This window comes from Methylosinus sp. C49, assembly GCF_009936375.1.
Taxonomy (GTDB): domain Bacteria; phylum Pseudomonadota; class Alphaproteobacteria; order Rhizobiales; family Beijerinckiaceae; genus Methylosinus.
The window spans coordinates 2,488,470-2,505,259 of sequence record NZ_AP022332.1 but is presented as its reverse complement, the minus strand read 5'-3'; the positions used below and the strand labels follow the sequence as shown (position 1 = coordinate 2,505,259).

The following is a 16,790-nucleotide window of genomic DNA, read 5'->3' as shown; positions in this document are numbered from 1 at the left end:
GAGACCGCCCCCGCCATCCGGCCCGCCCCGGCCCCGTCTCAGCGGATCGTGGGGACGGCGGGAGCGCTATCGAAACCGAGGTCCTGTCCCATGACGAAATCCATCGTCGTGGCGAGCGCGCTCGCGCTCGCCTGCGCTGTCGCTCCGGCTGTCGCCGCCGACCTTCCCTCCACCAAATCCGCGCCCGCCTTCATCCCGCCGGTCGCGCCGCCGCCGATCTGGACCGGCTTCTACGCCGGTCTCAACGCCGGCTATACATGGTCCAATAGCGACGCTGTCGCCCAGAGCTATTGGGATACAGACGCCGCCGGCCTCGGCGCCAATGCGCTCATCGGCAATTTCCCCGGCTCGATCAACGCCAGCGTCGACGGCTTCATCGGCGGCGGCCAGATCGGCTATAATTCCCAGGTTTCGGACAAATTCCTCTGGGGCGTGGAGGCCGATATTCAGGGCGTCGCCACCAGCGGCTCCACGGCCGCGCTCACCGGCGCCTCCGCCTACACCACGCTCTCGCGCGGGATCGATTATATCGGCACGGCGCGCGGGCGGCTCGGCTATCTCGTCACGCCGACTCTGCTCGCCTATGCGACGGGCGGTCTCGCCTATGGCCAGACCAATCTCTCGGCAAATTATGTCGGCGCGCCGACGATCATCGCGTCCGACTCCTATTCCAATCTTCGTATCGGCTATGCGGTCGGCGGCGGCCTCGAATGGCTGTTCGCGCCGCGATGGAGCGCCAAGGTCGAATATCTCTATTACGATCTCGGAACCGCCTCGACGCCCGGCGCCGTTTACGCCTACGCATCGGCGCTCGGCTCGCAGATCTCGGGCGCGCAATCCTCGACGCGCTTCGACGGCCATATCGCCCGCGCCGGGCTGAACTATCATTTCGATTGGTTCAAGCCGACGCCGATCGTCGCCAAATTCTGAGCAAAAAAAAGCGCGGCGCCCGGCGCCGCGCTCTCCAGTCGCGAATATTTCCCGCGATCAATCGCCCCGCGCAGGAATGGCGATGCGCGGCGGATTGCCGAGACGCTTGTCGAGATAGGCGTCGACATGGGCGATCAGCGGCTCGATGCGGTTCTCGAAGAAGTGGTTGGCGCCCTGCACCACCGCATGCTCGATGACGATGCCCTTCTGCGTCTTCAGCTTCTCGATGAGCCCCATCACTTCCTTCAGCGGAGCGACGCGATCGATGTCGCCGTGAATGAAGAGGCCCGAGGACGGGCACGGCGCCAGAAACGAGAAATCGAAGCGATTGGCCGGCGGCGCGACCGAGACGAAGCCCTCGATCTCCGGCCGGCGCATCAGCAATTGCATGCCGATCCAGGAGCCGAAGGAGACGCCGGCGATCCAGCATGCGCGCGCCTCGGGATTGACGGCCTGCGCCCAATCGAGCGCCGCGGCCGCGTCGGAGAGCTCGCCCGCGCCATGATCGAAAGAGCCCTGGCTGCGGCCGACGCCGCGAAAATTGAAGCGCAGGACGGAAAAGCCGCGCTCGGCGAAAGCGTAATAGAGGTTGTAGACGATCTGATTGTTCATCGTGCCGCCGAATTGCGGATGCGGATGCAGCACGATGGCGATCGGCGCGCCGCGCTGCGCCGATTGATGAAAGCGGCCTTCGAGCCGGCCGGCGGGGCCGGTGAAAATGACCTCGGGCATGAAGTTCCTCGTCTCCCCCGCGCGAAAAACGCGCTTTTTTCGTCGGGCTGTTTTCGCCGGCGCCGAAAATGCGTTATGCTCCAGCCGGAGCGCCCCTTGCCGGGCGTCCACGCGTCCGGCGCGCACCGAACCCGCGGCTCGTTTTCGGCCGAGCGGGCCTTCTAGCATGTGTGACGGCGCTAGATGCAAGAGTTTTGAAGGGCAGCGGCGCATTCTCGGCCGCCGATCTTCAGCTCGACAGCCGCAGGCGTTTCGCGAAGGGACGAGATTTCTTGGTCGATATCGTCCAGCGTCCCGCTCCGCTCGAGACATCGCCAGCGGAGCTCAGAGACGGCCGCGATCTCGGTCTCGACTTCATCAAAGGGATTTTGATCCTCCTCGTCGTCTTCGGCCACTCGATCCAATGGATCGTCCATGCGGGAACGGAAGACTATTGGGACGACGGGCTGTTCAGGGCCATCTATCTCTTTCATATGCCGGCCTTCATCGCCGTCTCCGGCTATCTCGCCGCGCGACGGATCGACGCCGCGACGCGCCTCGGGCAATTCTTCTTTCGCCGCACGCTGCCTCTGCTCCTCGCAATGGCGGTCTGGGCGGCCTGGCCGAACCTCGCGCGCGCCTATGTCGGCCTCGAGACTCACATCCGCTCGGATGTGTGGAAGGATTTTCGCGGCTCGTTTTGGTTCCTATGGGCTGTCGTCATCAGCTCGGCCGGAGCCTTCGCCGCGACGCGCTTCGGCGCCTATGAGCGCGCGGCGCTGCTGCTGATCGCGGCCGCGCTGCTGCTGGCGCCGCTACCCGACTTTCCTCCCTCGGCCATTCGCTACACGGCCGCCTTCTATCTCATCGCCTTTCTCGCGGGGCGCGCCGGCGTGACGATCCGCGCTATCCCGCCCCACGTCGCCGTAACGGCCGGGGCGGCGGCCGCGGTCGGATGGCTGTTCTGGACGAGGGACACTTATATCTACAACAATGGCTTCGCCTATTGGCGGCCGGGCGTCGCCGGCCATCTGGCGCTGATGCTGCCGGTCTCCATCGCGGCGACGCTGGCCTTTCTGCGCGCGGCCGTCGCCCTGCACGACAGGATCGCGCCATCGGCGGCGGCGCGGACCGTGATCGCCGTCGGCGGAATAACGCTGGAAATCTATCTGGCGCAGACAGTCGCGTTTCGCGCGACCTCGCTGTTGCCGGAATTCGCCGCCGGCTATCTCGACGCGGCGGCGGCGACCGCGGTCATCGTCGCGGGAACTGCGGCGCTCGTCGCCCTCTCCCGCCGCCTGCCCGGCGGGGAACTGCTCTGGGGCCGCCCGCCGGCTCTCCCATTCCGCGCGCGGAACGATTAGCTTCGCAATATGACTGCTCCCCGCGCCTATCTCGACCATAACGCCACCACGCCGCTGCGGCCGCAGGCGCGCGACGCCGTGCTCGCGGCGCTGGAGACACTCGGCAATCCCTCCTCCATCCATGCCGAAGGCCGAGCCGCCCGCGCGCTGATCGAGGCGGCGCGCGGTGAAATCGCCGCGGGACTTGGGACGAAATCGCGCAATGTCGTCTTCACGTCCGGCTCGACCGAGGCCGCCAATCTGATTTTGACGCCTTTCTTACAACGAGACCAAACTACGGCGGAGATCGATCTGCTGCTCCTCGGCGCCGGCGAGCATTCGGCCGTTCTGGCCGGCCATCGCTTCCCCGCCGCGCGCGCCGAGACAATAGGGCTCGACCCTGAGGGCGGCCTGTCGCTCGATGCGCTGGCAGATACGCTGCAGCGCAACAAAGGTAAACGAATTCTGCTCGCCCTGCAGGCCGCCAACAATGAGACCGGCGCCATACAGCCGGTCGCCGCGGCCGCCGATCTCGTCCATGCGGCCGGCGGGCTTCTCGTCTGCGACGCCACGCAGGCGGTCGGTCGGCTGGAGACCACATTCGCGGCCCTGCGGGCCGATGCATTGTTCTTTTCCTCACATAAGATCGGGGGACCTATGGGCGCCGGCGCACTGGCGTTCGCCGAGGACCGGCTCCATATCAGAGAGGCGCTTTTGCGCGGCGGCGGACAGGAGAGCGGACGCCGCGCCGGCACCGAGAATGTGGCCGCCATCGCCGGCTTCGCCGCGGCTTTCGCAGTCGCAAAAAAAAGCATGGCTGCGGAGGCGGAGAGGCTCGGCGCGCTGCGCGACCGGCTGGAGGCGAAAGTCACGGAAATCTGGCCGGAAGCCCTGTTTCTCGGCGCAAAAGGCCCGAGGCTCGCCAATACCTCGGCCTTTCTGACCCCGGGCCAGAAGGCGCAGACCTTGCTGATGGCGCTGGATGTTGAAGGGGTCGCCCTCTCCTCCGGCTCGGCCTGCTCCTCGGGCAAGGTGAAAGCCTCCCATGTGCTCGCCGCCATGGGGCTCGAGGACAAAGCCGCGCTCAGGGCGAGCTTGGGTTGGAGTTCGACTGAGGAGCATGTAGATTTGTTTGGTATCGCTTTTGCAGGGGTCGCAAAGAGGATCAGGGCGCGGCGGACGGCCGCCTGAAGGGCGGCTCCGGCGGCTCTAATTTCGGCCGGCGGGCCTTGAACCCGTCGAGACGAGGAGAGGACACATGGCGGCTCGCCAGGAGACGGTGGCGCGCGTCGAAGAGATCGACGTCGACGCATATAAATACGGCTTCACCACCGATATCGAATCCGAAAAGGCCCCAAAGGGTCTCAGCGAGGATATCGTCCGCTTCATTTCGGCAAAGAAGAACGAGCCCGAATGGCTGACCGAGTGGCGGCTCGAGGCCTATCGGCGCTGGCTGACGATGGAGGAGCCCAAATGGGCTCGCGTCGATTATCCCGCGATCGACTATCAGGACCTCTATTACTATTCCGCGCCGAAATCGACGCCCGGGCCGAAGTCGCTGGACGAGGTCGATCCCGAGCTGCTGCGCACCTATGAGAAGCTCGGCATTCCGCTGCGCGAGCAGGAGGCGCTCGCCGGCGTCGAGCAGCGCAAGGTCGCCGTGGACGCGGTGTTCGACTCTGTCTCGGTGGCGACGACCTTCCGCGAGGAGCTGTCCAAGGCCGGCGTGATCTTCTGCCCGATCTCGGAAGCGGTGCGCGAGCATCCCGAGCTGGTGCGCAAATATCTCGGCTCTGTCGTTCCGGTGACGGATAATTTCTACGCCACGCTGAACTCCGCCGTCTTCTCGGACGGATCTTTCGTCTACATCCCGCCGGGCGTTCGCTGCCCGATGGAGCTGTCGACCTATTTCCGCATCAATGAGAAGAACACGGGACAGTTCGAGCGCACGCTCATCATCGCCGACGCCGGCTCCTATGTCAGCTATCTCGAAGGCTGCACGGCGCCCAAGCGCGACGAGAACCAGCTGCACGCCGCCGTGGTCGAGCTCGTCGCTCTCGACGACGCCGAGATCAAATATTCGACGGTGCAGAACTGGTATCCCGGCGACAGCGAGGGCAAGGGCGGCATCTACAATTTCGTCACCAAGCGTGGCGATTGCCGCGGCAAGAACTCGCATATCTCCTGGACGCAAGTGGAGACGGGCTCCGCGGTGACGTGGAAATATCCGTCCTGCATTCTGCGCGGCGACAATTCGCAAGGCGAGTTCTATTCGATCGCAGTGTCGAACGGCTATCAGCAGGTCGACAGCGGCACGAAGATGATCCACCTCGGCAAGAACACCAAGAGCCGCATCATCTCCAAGGGCATCTCCGCCGGCAATTCGCAGAACACCTATCGTGGTCAGGTGTCGGCGCATCGCAAGGCGGAAGGCGCGCGCAATTTCACAAATTGCGACAGCCTGCTCATCGGCGACAAATGCGGCGCGCATACGGTGCCCTATCTCGAGTCGAAGAACGCTTCCGCCGTGTTCGAGCATGAGGCGACGACGTCGAAGATCTCCGATGACCAGCTGTTCTACTGCATGCAGCGCGGCCTTTCCGAAGAAGAGGCGACGGCGCTCATCGTCAATGGTTTTGTGCGCGACGTTCTGCAGAAGCTGCCCATGGAATTCGCAGTGGAAGCGCAGAAACTGATCGCAGTTAGCCTCGAAGGCAGCGTCGGTTGACGTATCGATGAGCAAAGAGGCGCTCTGCGTTTTTTGAGCGCCTCTTTACGAGGCAGGCGAGCGACGAAACGGCCCACAAAGAGCGGCCCCCGAATTGCAACGTCCCTCGCAAGACAGCGAACAGCCAACAGGACGAGACCATGATCGAAATCAAGAATCTCCACGTCTCCATCGGCGAGCGCAAAATTCTCGACGGGCTGAACCTCACGGTGAAGGACGGCGAGGTGGCGGCCATCATGGGGCCGAACGGCACCGGCAAATCCACGCTCTCCTATGTCATCTCCGGCCGCGAGGGCTATGACGTCACCGAGGGCGAGGTGCTGCTCGACGGCGAGAATATTCTGGGCCTCGAGCCGCATGAGCGCGCCGCCAAGGGCGTGTTTCTCGCCTTCCAATATCCGGTCGAAATTCCTGGCGTCGCGACGATGACCTTCCTCAAGGCCGCCGTGAACGCGCAGCGCCGCTCGCGCGGCGAGGAAGAGCTGCAGACGCCGGACTTCATGAAGCTGATCCGCGAGGCGTCCACCAAGCTCGGCATCAACATGGACATGCTGAAGCGCGCGCTGAACGTCGGCTTCTCCGGCGGCGAGAAGAAGCGCATGGACATTCTGCAGATGAGCCTGCTGCAGCCCAAGTTCGGCATTCTCGACGAGACCGACTCCGGCCTCGACATCGACGCTCTGCGCATCGTCTCCGAGGGCGTGAACGCGCTGCGCTCGCCGAACCGCGGCTTCCTCGTCATCACCCATTATCAGCGCCTGCTCGACTACATCAAGCCGGACACTGTGCATGTGATGGCCAAGGGCAAGATTCAGAAGACCGGCGGGCCGGAGCTCGCGCTCGAGCTCGAGAAGAGCGGCTATCGCGATTATGTCGGCGAAGCGGCGTGAGGGTGAGATCATGACCGTGCAGGCGATCGACAAGAAGAGCGAGGCCGAGACGGCCTTCGCCGGCGCCTTCGAGGCGATGAAGGGCAAGGGCGCGCCCGCGTTGCGCCAGGCCTCGTGGGAGTTCTTCACGCGCAAGGGACTGCCGACGCGTCGCGTCGAGGCGTGGCACTACACCGATCTGCGCGCCTCGCTGCGCACAGTGGCGCCGCTCGGTGCGCCGGGAGCGATCACGCTGCCGCCGACGACCCTCGGCCGTGTGCGTCTCGTCGTCGCCGACGGCGCCTTCCGTCCCGATCTGTCCGATGTCGCGTCTTTGCCGGCCGGCGTCGAGCTCGCCTCTCTCGCCGACGTCCTCGCCAAGGAGGACGCCTCCGTCCTCACCGCGCTGGGCCTGCCGGAGAACGCCGGCGCCGACGCTGTAGTCGCTCTCAATGCGGCGCTGATGCAGGACGGCGTGGTTCTGCGCATCGCTCCGGCGACGGAAGTGGCGAAGACGATCGAAATATTGCTGGTCTCCACCGGCGACGAGGCGCGCTCCTCCTTCACGCGTTCGCTGGTCGTCGTCGGCGACGGCGCCAAGGCGAAGATCGTCGAGACGTCGCTCGCCCTCGCGCCTTCCGGCGCGCAGGAGAATCACGTTCTCGCCTTCGCGATCGGCGCCGGCGCCGAGGTCGAGCATATCGCCGATATCGGCCCGCAGTCGGAAGCGGCGATACGGCTGTTCAGCCTGCTCGTCACCGGCCAAGCGAAGGCGTCGTTCAAATCGCTCGGCTTCGTCGAAGGCGGCGGTCTGGTGCGCCGGCAAATCTTCGCGCGGCTCGCCGGCGAAGAGGCGAGCGTCGCGCTCGACGGAATTTCCCTGCTCGGCGGCAAGGACCATGCGGATACGACGCTCGTCGTCGAGCACGCGGCGGCCCATTGCCAGAGCCGTGAGCGTTTCCGCAGCGTGCTCGACGGTCAATCGACCGGCGTGTTCCAAGGCAAGGTGGTGGTGCGCCCGGGCGCGCAGAAGACCGACGGCTCCATGCAGTCGCGGGCTCTGCTGCTCAGCGAGAACGCCACGATGAACAATAAGCCGGAGCTGGAGATTTTCGCCGACGACGTCGTTTGCGGCCATGGCGCCACTTGCGGACGTCTCGACGCCGACCAGCTCTTCTATCTGGTGGCGCGCGGCCTGCCCAAGCATGAGGCCGAGGCGCTGCTGATCGAAGGCTTCGCCGGCGAGATCGTCGAGGCGCTCGGCGAGGAAGCGGTGCGCGACGTCTATTTCGAGCGCATCCGCAGCTGGCTCGGCAAGCGAGGGGGAGCGAAGTGAACCAGCCGCTCTTGGCCGAGGCCACGGCCGCCTATGACGTCGAGGCGATCCGCCGCGACTTTCCGATCCTGGCCGAAAAGCCCTATGGCAAGGATCTCGTCTATCTCGACAACGCCGCCTCGGCGCAGAAGCCGCGGCAGGTAATCGAGCGGATCTCCCAGGTCTACGAGCACGAATACGCCAATGTGCATCGCGGCCTGCATTATCTCGCCAATGCGGCGACCGACGCCTATGAGGGCGCGCGCGAATCCTTGCGCCGCTTCCTCAACGCCGGCGATCGCGAGGAGATCATCTTCACGCGCGGCGCGACGGAGGCGATCAATCTCGTCGCCTCCTCTTTCGGCCTCGCCAATATCGGCGAGGGCGACGAGATCATCCTCTCGATCATGGAGCATCACTCCAATATCGTGCCCTGGCATTTCCTGCGCGAGCGCAAGGGCGCGGTGCTGAAATGGATCGAGACCGACGATAATGGCGTCTTCTCGCTCGAGGATTTCGAGAAGCTCATCACGCCGCGGACGAAGATCGTCGCGCTGACGCATATGTCCAATGTGCTGGCGGCGCCGACGCCGATCGCCGATGTCGTGCGCATCGCTCATGCCCATGGCGTTCCGGTTCTCGTCGACGGCTCGCAAGGCGCGGTGCATCTCGATGTCGACGTGCGCGCGCTGGACGTCGATTTCTACATCATCACCGGCCACAAGCTCTATGGACCGACCGGCATCGGCGCGCTCTATGGCAAGCGCGAGTGGCTCGAGAAGCTGCCGCCCTTCGCCGGCGGCGGCGAGATGATCGAGACGGTCACGCGCGACTATGTGACCTACAATACGCCGCCGCATCGCTTCGAGGCCGGCACACCGCCCATCGTGCAGGCGGCGGGGCTCGGCGCGGCGCTCGACTATATGCAGAAGATCGGCCGCCCGGCGATCCGCGCTCATGAGGCCGATCTCACCGCCTATGCGCATGAGCGCCTCTCCGTTATACCGGGGCTTCGAATCTTCGGTCACGCCAAGGACAAGGGACCGATCGTCGCTTTCGACATGCCGGAGGCCCATGCCCACGACATAGCGACCGTCATCGACCGCTCTGGCGTCGCCGTGCGCGCCGGAACCCATTGCGCCATGCCGCTATTGCAGCGCTTCAACGTCACCTCCACCTGCCGCGCCTCTTTCGCAATGTATAATACGCGCGACGAGGTCGATCGCCTGGCGGAAGCGCTACTGAAAGCGAAGGCGCTGTTTTCTTGATAAGGAGACAGAATCGTGACCAAGACCGATGACGCGGTGGAGCCGCAGGAAGTCGTGACCGGTCGGGAGCTGACGCGGGAGGAGCAGCAGCCCCTTCCCGCCGGCCGATCGAAGGAAGATGTCGAGCGGCTGACGCAAGGCATCATCGCCGCGCTGAAGACCGTGCAGGATCCCGAGATTCCCGCCGATATTTTCGAGCTCGGCCTCATTTACAATATCGACATCACGCCCGAGGACGTCGTCTATATCGACATGACCTTGACCGCGCCGGGCTGCCCCGTCGCAGGCACGATCGTCGAGCAGGTGCAGAGCTCGGTGAGCCTCGTGCCGGGCGTGATGGCCGTCATCGTCAAGCTCGTCTTCGAGCCGCCATGGGATCAGAGCCGCATGTCGGACGAAGCCCGCATGACGCTCGACATGTGGTGAGAATGAGGAGAGCCGATGGAAGCGCCCGCGCCGAAAATCGACGGGTGTCTCGAGACGGCTCTCTATGTCGAGGATTTGACGCGCGCCTCGCGTTTCTATGAGGATGCGCTCGGCCTCGAGCCCATGTTCGCCGATCAGCGGCTGATAGCCTATGATTGCGGTCCGCGCAGCGTGCTTCTACTTTTCGCGCGGGAAACTATGGGCGAGACGGTGGTTCTGCCGGGGGGCGAGATACCGCCGCACGAAGGTCGCGGGCGTCTGCATTTCGCGCTCGCGATCCGGCCCGAGGATCTCGGCCTGTGGGAGCGGCGGCTCGCGGAGAAGAATGTGCCGATCGAGGCGAGGATGGAGTGGCCGCTTGGCGGGCGGAGCCTCTATTTCCGCGATCCAGACGACAATCTCGTCGAGCTGGCGACGCCGGGCATATGGAAGAATTATTGATCGCGACGTCTGGCCGCGCATCCACGCGGAAGACGAAGGGATGTAGGGAGCGAACAGATGAACGTCATGAGCCTCAGCGACTCCGCGGCGGAGCGCGTGCGCGGCCTGCTCGCCGGCGCCGAGAACGCCAATATCGGCCTGCGCATATCGGTGGAGAAGAGCGGCTGCGCCGGCATGGCCTATAAGATGGAGCTGGCCGAGCCCTCGCCCGGCGACGAGGTGATCGAAGAAAAAGGCGCGCGCGTCATCGTCGCCGGCCAGGCGGTCATCTATCTGCTCGGCACGCGCATGGATCTCGATGTGCAGCAATTCTCCTCGAGCTTCGTGTTCCAGAACCCGAACCAGACCTCGGCCTGCGGCTGCGGCGAGAGCGTCGAGCTCAACCCGGTCGATCCGAGCGCCGTCGAGAAGCATGTGAACGGCTGAGCTTTCATTCCTCCTAGACACGCGTCTACCCTGGGGCGATGATATTGGGAAATATTGTCGCGCCATTCTCAGAGGCGCCCGCGCATCGTTGCCCGTGTTGCGGCTATCGCACGCTCGTCGAACGGGGCGCCTATGAGATTTGCCCAGTGTGTTTTTGGGAGGACGATGGGCAGGACGATCATGACGCCGACGAGGTTCGTGGCGGCCCCAATGGCTCGCTGTCGCTCACCCGAGCACGGCAAAATTTCCAACGGTGCGGCGCCTCGGACCCTGCGCAGCAAAAACGCGTCCGGCCTCCTACGGAAGCGGAGCGCTAGATTATGATGCGCATCCTGGACAGCCAGCCAAGTCTCGGAAGCGTTTCGTCCCCTGTTCGAAACGGATTGCGCTGGCGCGCGTAAGGCGCTAGGCCGCTGGCTCGAAACCGAGCGCGGGACATCCGAATGACGGAAGGCAAGGGCCTCACATATGCGAAAGCCGGCGTCGATATAGACGCGGGCAATCGATTGGTGGACATGATCCGTCCCGCCGTGCGCTCGACTCGCCGGCCGGGCGCGGATGGCGAGATCGGCGGCTTCGGGGGCCTCTTCGACCTCAAGGCGGCCGGCTTTTCCGATCCGGTGCTGGTTGCCGCCAATGACGGCGTCGGCACCAAGATCAAGATCGCCATAGAATCGGGCGTTCACGATACGATCGGCGTCGATCTCGTCGCAATGTGCGTCAATGATCTCGTGGTCCAGGGCGCCGAGCCTCTGTTTTTTCTCGACTATTATGCGAGCGGCAAGCTCGAGCCGGATGCGGCGGCCTCGGTCGTCTCGGGGATCGCCGCCGGCTGCGTCGAGGCCGGCTGCGCGCTGCTGGGCGGCGAGACGGCGGAAATGCCGGGCCTCTATTCCAAGGGCGATTATGATCTCGCCGGCTTCGCCGTCGGCGCGGCCGAGCGCTCCCGCCTGCTGCCGCGCGCCGAGGTGAGGGAAGGCGACCTCTTGTTCGGCCTGCCCTCCTCCGGCGCCCATTCCAACGGCTTTTCGCTTATTCGCCGCATCGTCGCCGAGTCGGGCCTCGCCTGGGACGCGCCCGCGCCCTTCGCGGCCGAGCGAACGCTGGCCGAGGCGCTGCTCACGCCGACGCGCATCTATGTGAAGCCGCTGCTCGCGGCGCTGAAACGCAGCGAGAAAATTCTCGGCCTCGCCCATATCACCGGCGGCGGCTTTCCCGACAATCTGCCGCGCGTGCTGCCGAAGGGTCTGGGCGCCTCGCTCGATCTCGGCGCATTTCGTCCGCCGCCGGTCTTCTCCTGGCTCGCGCTGACGGGCGGCGTCGCGGAAGCCGAAATGCTGCGCACCTTCAATTGCGGAATCGGCATGGTCGTTGTCGTCGCCAAAGACGGCGCGGACGAAGCCGTCGCAGCGCTGCGCGAAGCGGGCGAGACGCCGATCGCCATAGGCGAGATCGCGGCGTCGGGCGACGGGCCGCGCGTCGTCACGCGCGGGACCCTGCCGCTGTGAGCCGGCTGCGCACGGCGATCCTCATTTCAGGGCGCGGCTCCAATATGGACGCGCTGATCGAGGCGGCGCGCGCGCCGGATTTTCCGGCCGAGATCGCGCTGGTCGCCTCCAATCGCCCGGAGGCCGCGGGCCTCGCCAAGGCCAAGGCCGCCGGAATCGGCGTCGCCGCGGTCGATCACAAAATCTACGCCGGCCGCGAGGAATTCGAGCGCTCGCTGCAGATCGTGCTGGAGACGCATCGAATCGACTTTCTCTGCCTCGCCGGCTTCATGCGGCTGCTGACGCCCTGGTTCATCGGCCAATGGCGTGGGCGCATGCTCAATATTCATCCGGCGCTGCTGCCGTCCTTTCGCGGCCTGCACACGCATGAGCGAGCGCTCGCCGATGGCGTGAAGATCCACGGCTGCACCGTGCATTTCGTGGTTCCAGAAATGGACGAAGGGCCGATCGTCGCCCAATCGGCGGTCGCCGTGCTCGATTCCGACACGCCCGACAGTCTCGCGGCGCGCGTGCTCGAGCAGGAGCATCTGCTCTATCCGCGCGCCTTGCGGCTCGTCGCCTCCGGCGCCGTCAGAGTGGAAGGCAATCGCGTGCTCGGCGCGAGCCCATCGCCGCAGCCGGCGCTCGCCGTCCCCTCGTCCGGCTGATCCTGCCGCGGGCATCCGGCGCCGTTGCGAAAGCCATGGCCGAAAGGATAGGACGCGCCGCCCTTGCACGGACTCGGCAACGCGAAAAGGCAGAGATAGACGCCGAAAGCCAAAAGCTTCGCGAGGCCGAGCCCGCCGTCGAAGGGCGTCGCTATGAGCAGAATCGTGAGCGCCAGCAAGCCTGCGGCCCTCGCCCCCCAATAGACCCAGCGTTTTATCATCATATCGCTCTTGCCGCCGTCGCGCGGACTCGCCCCAATGTTAACGCAAAGATACGAGACTTACTTAACTTTGTCAGCGGCCAATATGATCTTTGCAGCTTCTCGATCATACTCTCTAGGCGGCTTCCGCAAAGAGGTTTCGACAATGATAAAATTATACTCATTCGGTCCTTATTTCGGCCTCCCGGATGCAAGCCCCTTTGTGCTCAAGACCATGGCGCTTCTGAAATTCGCCGGACTTCGCTATATCGAGGATCATTCCGGCTTCGGCCGCGCGCCCAAAGGCAAGCTGCCCTACATCGACGATCAGGGAAAGATCGTCGCCGACTCGACCTTCATCCGCCTCTATCTCGAAAAAACCTATGGCATAGATTTCGACGCCGGCCTCACCGCGGAACAGCGCGCCGCCGGCTGGGCGATCGAGAAAATGCTGGAGGAACATTATTATTGGCTGCTGGTGCAGGCGCGCTGGATCGACGACGGCAATTTCGCGCGCGGGCCGGCGCTATTCTTCTCCGGCGCGCCGGCGATCGTGCGACCGCTGGTCAAAGCGCTGATCCGCAAGAAGATCGCCCGCACGCTCATAGCGCAGGGCCTCGGCCGTCATACGAATGAGCAGCTCGCCGAGCTCGGACGGCGCGACATAGAAGCGCTCTCCACCCTGCTCGGCGACAAGCCCTATCTCTTCGGCGCGGCGCCGAGCGCAGCCGACGCCGCCGCCTTCGCCATGGTGGCGCAGACCCTAGTCTCCGAACTCGTCTCGCCGCTCCGCGACGCGGTGGCGAGCCAGCCAAATCTCGTGGCTTACCGAGACCGGCTGCTCGCCGCCTATTTTCCGAGCTATGCCGTCGGCTGACTCAGCCGACGATCTCATTGCCGGAGAAGAACTGCGGGATCTCGATCGCCGCCGTCTCCGGCGCGTCGGAGCCATGCACGGAATTCTCGCCGATGGAGACGGCGAATTCCTTGCGGATCGTGCCCGGATCGGCGCTCGCCGGATTGGTCGCGCCCATGACGGTGCGATATTTGGCGATGGCGCCCTCGCCTTCCAGCACCTGGACGACGACCGGGCCGGAGGTGATCGATTCGATCAGCTCGCCGAAGAAGGGGCGCTCCTTGTGGACGCCATAGAAGGTCTCGGCCTGCGCGCGCGTCAGCTGGATGCGCTTCTGCGCCACGATGCGGAGCCCAGCGTCCTCGATGAGGGCGTTGATCTTGCCGGTCAGATTGCGCTTGGTGGCGTCCGGCTTGATGATGGAGAATGTGCGTTCGATCGCCATGGGCGCGTCGTCTCGTCGAGTTCGAGGATGGGATTTAAGATCGGGGCGCTTATAGCCGTCGGCCGGACGCCCGGCAACCCGGCCCGCGCGGCGACAATTTTCCTTTCGGCCGCAACCGCGCGGCGTCGCGGCGAATTGCCCATGGCGGCGAGCGCTGATATGGCCAGAATTGCTCGCTTCATCGCTTCTATTTGAGAGGAACGCCCGGACATGCCTTTCACGCCGCGCCCGCTCGTCGCTGGAAATTGGAAAATGAACGGGCTTTCGGCGTCGCTCGGCGAAATCGAGACCATCTCCGCATGCTATGACGCCGCCTTGCGGGAAAAGGTCGAGCTGGCGATCTGCCCGCCCGTCACTCTGCTGGAACGCGCGGCGCGCATTCTCTCCGGCGCGAAAATCGCGCTCGGCGGGCAGGACTGCCACGAAAAGCCGAGCGGCGCGCATACGGGCGATATTTCCGCCGAAATGCTGGCCGACGCCGGCGCATCTTACGTGATCGTCGGCCATAGCGAGCGGCGCGCCGATCATGGCGAGGGCGATGCGCTCATCCGCGCCAAGGCGGAGGCGGGCCTGCGCGCCGGGCTCACGCCCATCGTCTGCGTCGGCGAGACGCGCGCCGAGCGCGACGCCGGCCGCGCATCGGCGATCGTCGAAGCGCAGCTGGACGGCTCGCTGCCGCGCAGCGTCGCGCCGGATCATCTCGTCGTCGCCTATGAGCCGGTATGGGCGATCGGCACCGGCCTCACTCCGACGCCTCTCGACGTCGCGCAAATGCACGCCGCCATCCGCGCCCGGCTCGTCGCCCTCCTCGGCGCCGACGCGGAGACGACCCGCATTCTCTATGGCGGCTCGGTGAAGCCAGCCAACGCCGCCGAGCTGCTGCGCGTGAAAAATGTCGATGGCGCGCTCGTCGGCGGCGCCTCTTTGACCGCGAGGGAGTTTCTGGAAATCGCCGAAATCTATCGCTGACCGGCGATAGTCTCGCAATCGTTTCGCGATAGAGTCGCGGCGCGTAAGGGCGTCTTCGCCGTTTTCATTCGCTTTTCATTGCTCGCGAGGAGATTTTCAATGTCCTACACGCTTATCGTCGCGACCTTTGTCGTCACCACTTCCCAGGCCGCCGGCGCAGTGGCGACCAACGCCATTCCCGGCTACGCCACAGAGGAGAAATGCGTCGAGGCGGCGCGCAAGCTGCAGCCCCGCGCCTCTCTCGGCATAGCGGCCGAAGGCAAGGAGAATGGCACGCCGCTGAACACGCGCATGACCGGATATTCGGGTCTGTGCGTGCCGGCGCCTTGACTCGCCTCCCCTGCTCCGCTTTAACTCCGCCTCATGACCCTCGTCCGCTCCGCGCGCTACTACTGGTATTTTAGCTATCCTGCGCCGGCGGCGACGGGAGGCGAGCGCGTGTGAGCAAAAGACGCGAAGCCTGAAAACCCCGAGAGCCGCCAGTCCCGCTGGCGGTTTTTTTGTTCCGCCGGCGCGACGCAAAATAAAAAAGGAGCCCGCCGTGCCGACCGAGACCGACGACCTTCGCATCGTCAAGATCACCGAATTGAGCCCGCCCGCCGAGATCATGCGCGAGCTTCCGCGCAGCGAGAAGGCGAGCGCCACCGTGCTCGGCGCGCGCGCCGCCCTGCGCGAGATTTTGCGCGGGCGCGACGATCGCCTCGCCGTCGTCATCGGCCCCTGCTCGGTCCATGACCCCGACGCCGCGATGGAATACGCCCGCCTGCTCGCCGAGGCCAAGCGCGAGCTCGGCGACCGGCTAGAGATCATCATGCGCGTCTATTTCGAGAAGCCGCGCACCACAGTGGGCTGGAAGGGCCTCATCAATGATCCGCGCCTCGACGGCAGCTTCGACATAGAAGCCGGGCTGCGGCTGGCGCGGCTGCTGCTGCTCGACGTCAATGAGCTCGGCCTACCGGCCGGCTGCGAATTCCTCGATATGACGACGCCGCAATATATCGCCGATCTCGTCGGCTGGGGCGCGATCGGCGCGCGCACGACGGAGAGCCAGGTGCATCGCGAACTCGCCTCCGGCCTCTCCTGCCCGGTCGGCTTCAAGAACGGCACCGACGGCAATGTGCGCATCGCGCTCGACGCCGTGCTCTCCGCCTCGCAGCCGCATCATTTCCTCGCCGTCACCAAAGACGGCCGTTCGGCCATCGCCTCCACCAGCGGCAACGAGGACTGCCACATTATTCTGCGCGGCGGAAAGACGCCCAATTACGACGCCGCCAGTGTCGACGCCGCGGCCAAGGAAGCGGAGAAGTCCCGCGTCTCCCCCTATCTGATGATCGACGCCTCGCACGCCAACAGCAGCAAGAAGCCCGAGAATCAGCCCGCCGTCGTCGAGGACGTGGCCCGGCAGGTCGAGGCCGGCGAGCGCCGCATCATCGGCCTGATGATCGAGAGCCATCTCATCGCCGGACGGCAGGACATCGTCGCCGGCAAGCCGCTCGTCTATGGCCAGAGCGTCACCGACGGCTGCATCGACTGGACGACCTCGCTCGCAGCGCTGCGCCGGCTCGCCGCCGCCGTCGAGCGGCGACGCGCCTCCGGCGAGCGGGTCGCGAACGCCTGATCCCGCGACGATCCGCCGCAGCGCCCTGGGGTCGCCCCTTATGCGACACAATTAGAACGCTACGGCGGGAAGCGGGGCTCGGCCCGCCTG

At 65.1% G+C, this 16,790-nt stretch carries 19 protein-coding genes; 17 read left to right on the top strand and 2 right to left on the bottom strand.

Annotated elements, in window-relative coordinates; genetic code table 11:
• Window positions 1-90: 90 nt before the first annotated feature.
• On the top strand, window positions 91-930 hold the full coding sequence (locus GYH34_RS11885; protein ID WP_161913759.1) for an outer membrane beta-barrel protein: 840 nt from the start codon (window positions 91-93) through the stop codon (window positions 928-930).
• A 57-nt stretch (window positions 931-987) separates the two neighbouring features.
• On the opposite strand, the gene GYH34_RS11880 is transcribed toward GYH34_RS11885, so the two are convergent.
• Window positions 988-1,662 carry an alpha/beta hydrolase gene (locus tag GYH34_RS11880; protein ID WP_161913758.1) on the bottom strand — a complete coding sequence of 225 codons (675 nt, stop codon included), beginning with the start codon at window positions 1,660-1,662 and terminating at the stop codon, window positions 988-990.
• A gap of 272 nt (window positions 1,663-1,934) precedes the next feature.
• On the opposite strand from GYH34_RS11880, the gene GYH34_RS11875 reads away from it, so the two are divergent.
• From GYH34_RS11875 to GYH34_RS11815, 12 genes are all read left to right on the top strand, one after another.
• Entirely contained in the window at window positions 1,935-3,005 is a 1,071-nt protein-coding gene (locus tag GYH34_RS11875) for an acyltransferase family protein (RefSeq protein ID WP_161913757.1), read from the top strand.
• Window positions 3,006-3,014: 9 nt separating this feature from the next.
• Complete coding sequence (locus tag GYH34_RS11870; RefSeq protein WP_161913756.1) at window positions 3,015-4,175, top strand: cysteine desulfurase family protein; 1,161 nt, start codon at window positions 3,015-3,017, stop codon at window positions 4,173-4,175.
• 67 nt (window positions 4,176-4,242) lie between these two features.
• The gene (gene sufB / locus GYH34_RS11865; RefSeq protein WP_018265277.1) at window positions 4,243-5,712 is read left to right on the top strand and encodes a Fe-S cluster assembly protein SufB; all 1,470 of its coding nucleotides are present in this window, start codon (window positions 4,243-4,245) and stop codon (window positions 5,710-5,712) included.
• A 140-nt stretch (window positions 5,713-5,852) separates the two neighbouring features.
• Window positions 5,853-6,602, top strand: coding sequence for a Fe-S cluster assembly ATPase SufC (gene sufC / locus GYH34_RS11860; RefSeq protein WP_018265276.1), 750 nt, complete (start codon window positions 5,853-5,855; stop codon window positions 6,600-6,602).
• Window positions 6,583-7,917: a Fe-S cluster assembly protein SufD gene (gene sufD / locus GYH34_RS11855; RefSeq protein ID WP_161913755.1), complete on the top strand. Its 1,335-nt coding sequence runs from the start codon at window positions 6,583-6,585 to the stop codon at window positions 7,915-7,917. Before sufC ends, sufD begins: the two co-directional genes overlap by 20 nt.
• Window positions 7,914-9,164, top strand: coding sequence for a cysteine desulfurase (locus GYH34_RS11850; RefSeq protein WP_161913754.1), 1,251 nt, complete (start codon window positions 7,914-7,916; stop codon window positions 9,162-9,164). Before sufD ends, GYH34_RS11850 begins: the two co-directional genes overlap by 4 nt.
• Window positions 9,165-9,233: 69 nt before the next feature.
• Entirely contained in the window at window positions 9,234-9,590 is a 357-nt protein-coding gene (locus GYH34_RS11845) for an iron-sulfur cluster assembly protein (protein ID WP_036287682.1), read from the top strand.
• 15 nt (window positions 9,591-9,605) lie between these two features.
• Window positions 9,606-10,031, top strand: coding sequence for a VOC family protein (locus GYH34_RS11840; protein ID WP_161913753.1), 426 nt, complete (start codon window positions 9,606-9,608; stop codon window positions 10,029-10,031).
• A gap of 57 nt (window positions 10,032-10,088) precedes the next feature.
• Complete coding sequence (locus GYH34_RS11835) at window positions 10,089-10,457, top strand: iron-sulfur cluster assembly accessory protein (protein ID WP_161913752.1); 369 nt, start codon at window positions 10,089-10,091, stop codon at window positions 10,455-10,457.
• 443 nt (window positions 10,458-10,900) lie between these two features.
• Complete coding sequence (purM, locus tag GYH34_RS11825) at window positions 10,901-11,965, top strand: phosphoribosylformylglycinamidine cyclo-ligase (RefSeq protein ID WP_161913750.1); 1,065 nt, start codon at window positions 10,901-10,903, stop codon at window positions 11,963-11,965.
• On the top strand, window positions 11,962-12,612 hold the full coding sequence (gene purN / locus GYH34_RS11820; protein ID WP_161913749.1) for a phosphoribosylglycinamide formyltransferase: 651 nt from the start codon (window positions 11,962-11,964) through the stop codon (window positions 12,610-12,612). Before purM ends, purN begins: the two co-directional genes overlap by 4 nt.
• 366 nt (window positions 12,613-12,978) lie before the next feature.
• Window positions 12,979-13,689, top strand: coding sequence for a glutathione S-transferase family protein (locus GYH34_RS11815; protein ID WP_161913748.1), 711 nt, complete (start codon window positions 12,979-12,981; stop codon window positions 13,687-13,689).
• Window position 13,690: 1 nt separating this feature from the next.
• Here the strand turns inward: GYH34_RS11815 and ndk are convergent, their stop codons facing one another.
• Window positions 13,691-14,113, bottom strand: a complete 423-nt coding sequence (ndk, locus tag GYH34_RS11810) for a nucleoside-diphosphate kinase (RefSeq protein ID WP_024880066.1) — start codon at window positions 14,111-14,113, stop codon at window positions 13,691-13,693.
• A 27-nt stretch (window positions 14,114-14,140) separates the two neighbouring features.
• On the opposite strand from ndk, the gene GYH34_RS11805 reads away from it, so the two are divergent.
• The 4 genes from GYH34_RS11805 (at window position 14,141) to GYH34_RS11790 (ending at window position 16,700) form a co-directional block, all read left to right on the top strand.
• Window positions 14,141-14,308 (top strand): hypothetical protein, encoded by a 168-nt coding sequence (locus GYH34_RS11805; protein WP_161913747.1) that lies wholly within the window; start codon window positions 14,141-14,143, stop codon window positions 14,306-14,308.
• Window positions 14,309-14,323: 15 nt separating this feature from the next.
• Window positions 14,324-15,082 (top strand): triose-phosphate isomerase, encoded by a 759-nt coding sequence (tpiA, locus tag GYH34_RS11800; RefSeq protein ID WP_161913746.1) that lies wholly within the window; start codon window positions 14,324-14,326, stop codon window positions 15,080-15,082.
• A gap of 99 nt (window positions 15,083-15,181) precedes the next feature.
• Entirely contained in the window at window positions 15,182-15,412 is a 231-nt protein-coding gene (locus GYH34_RS11795) for a hypothetical protein (protein ID WP_018265265.1), read from the top strand.
• 211 nt (window positions 15,413-15,623) lie between these two features.
• Window positions 15,624-16,700: a 3-deoxy-7-phosphoheptulonate synthase gene (locus tag GYH34_RS11790; RefSeq protein ID WP_161913745.1), complete on the top strand. Its 1,077-nt coding sequence runs from the start codon at window positions 15,624-15,626 to the stop codon at window positions 16,698-16,700.
• Window positions 16,701-16,790 lie beyond the last annotated feature (90 nt).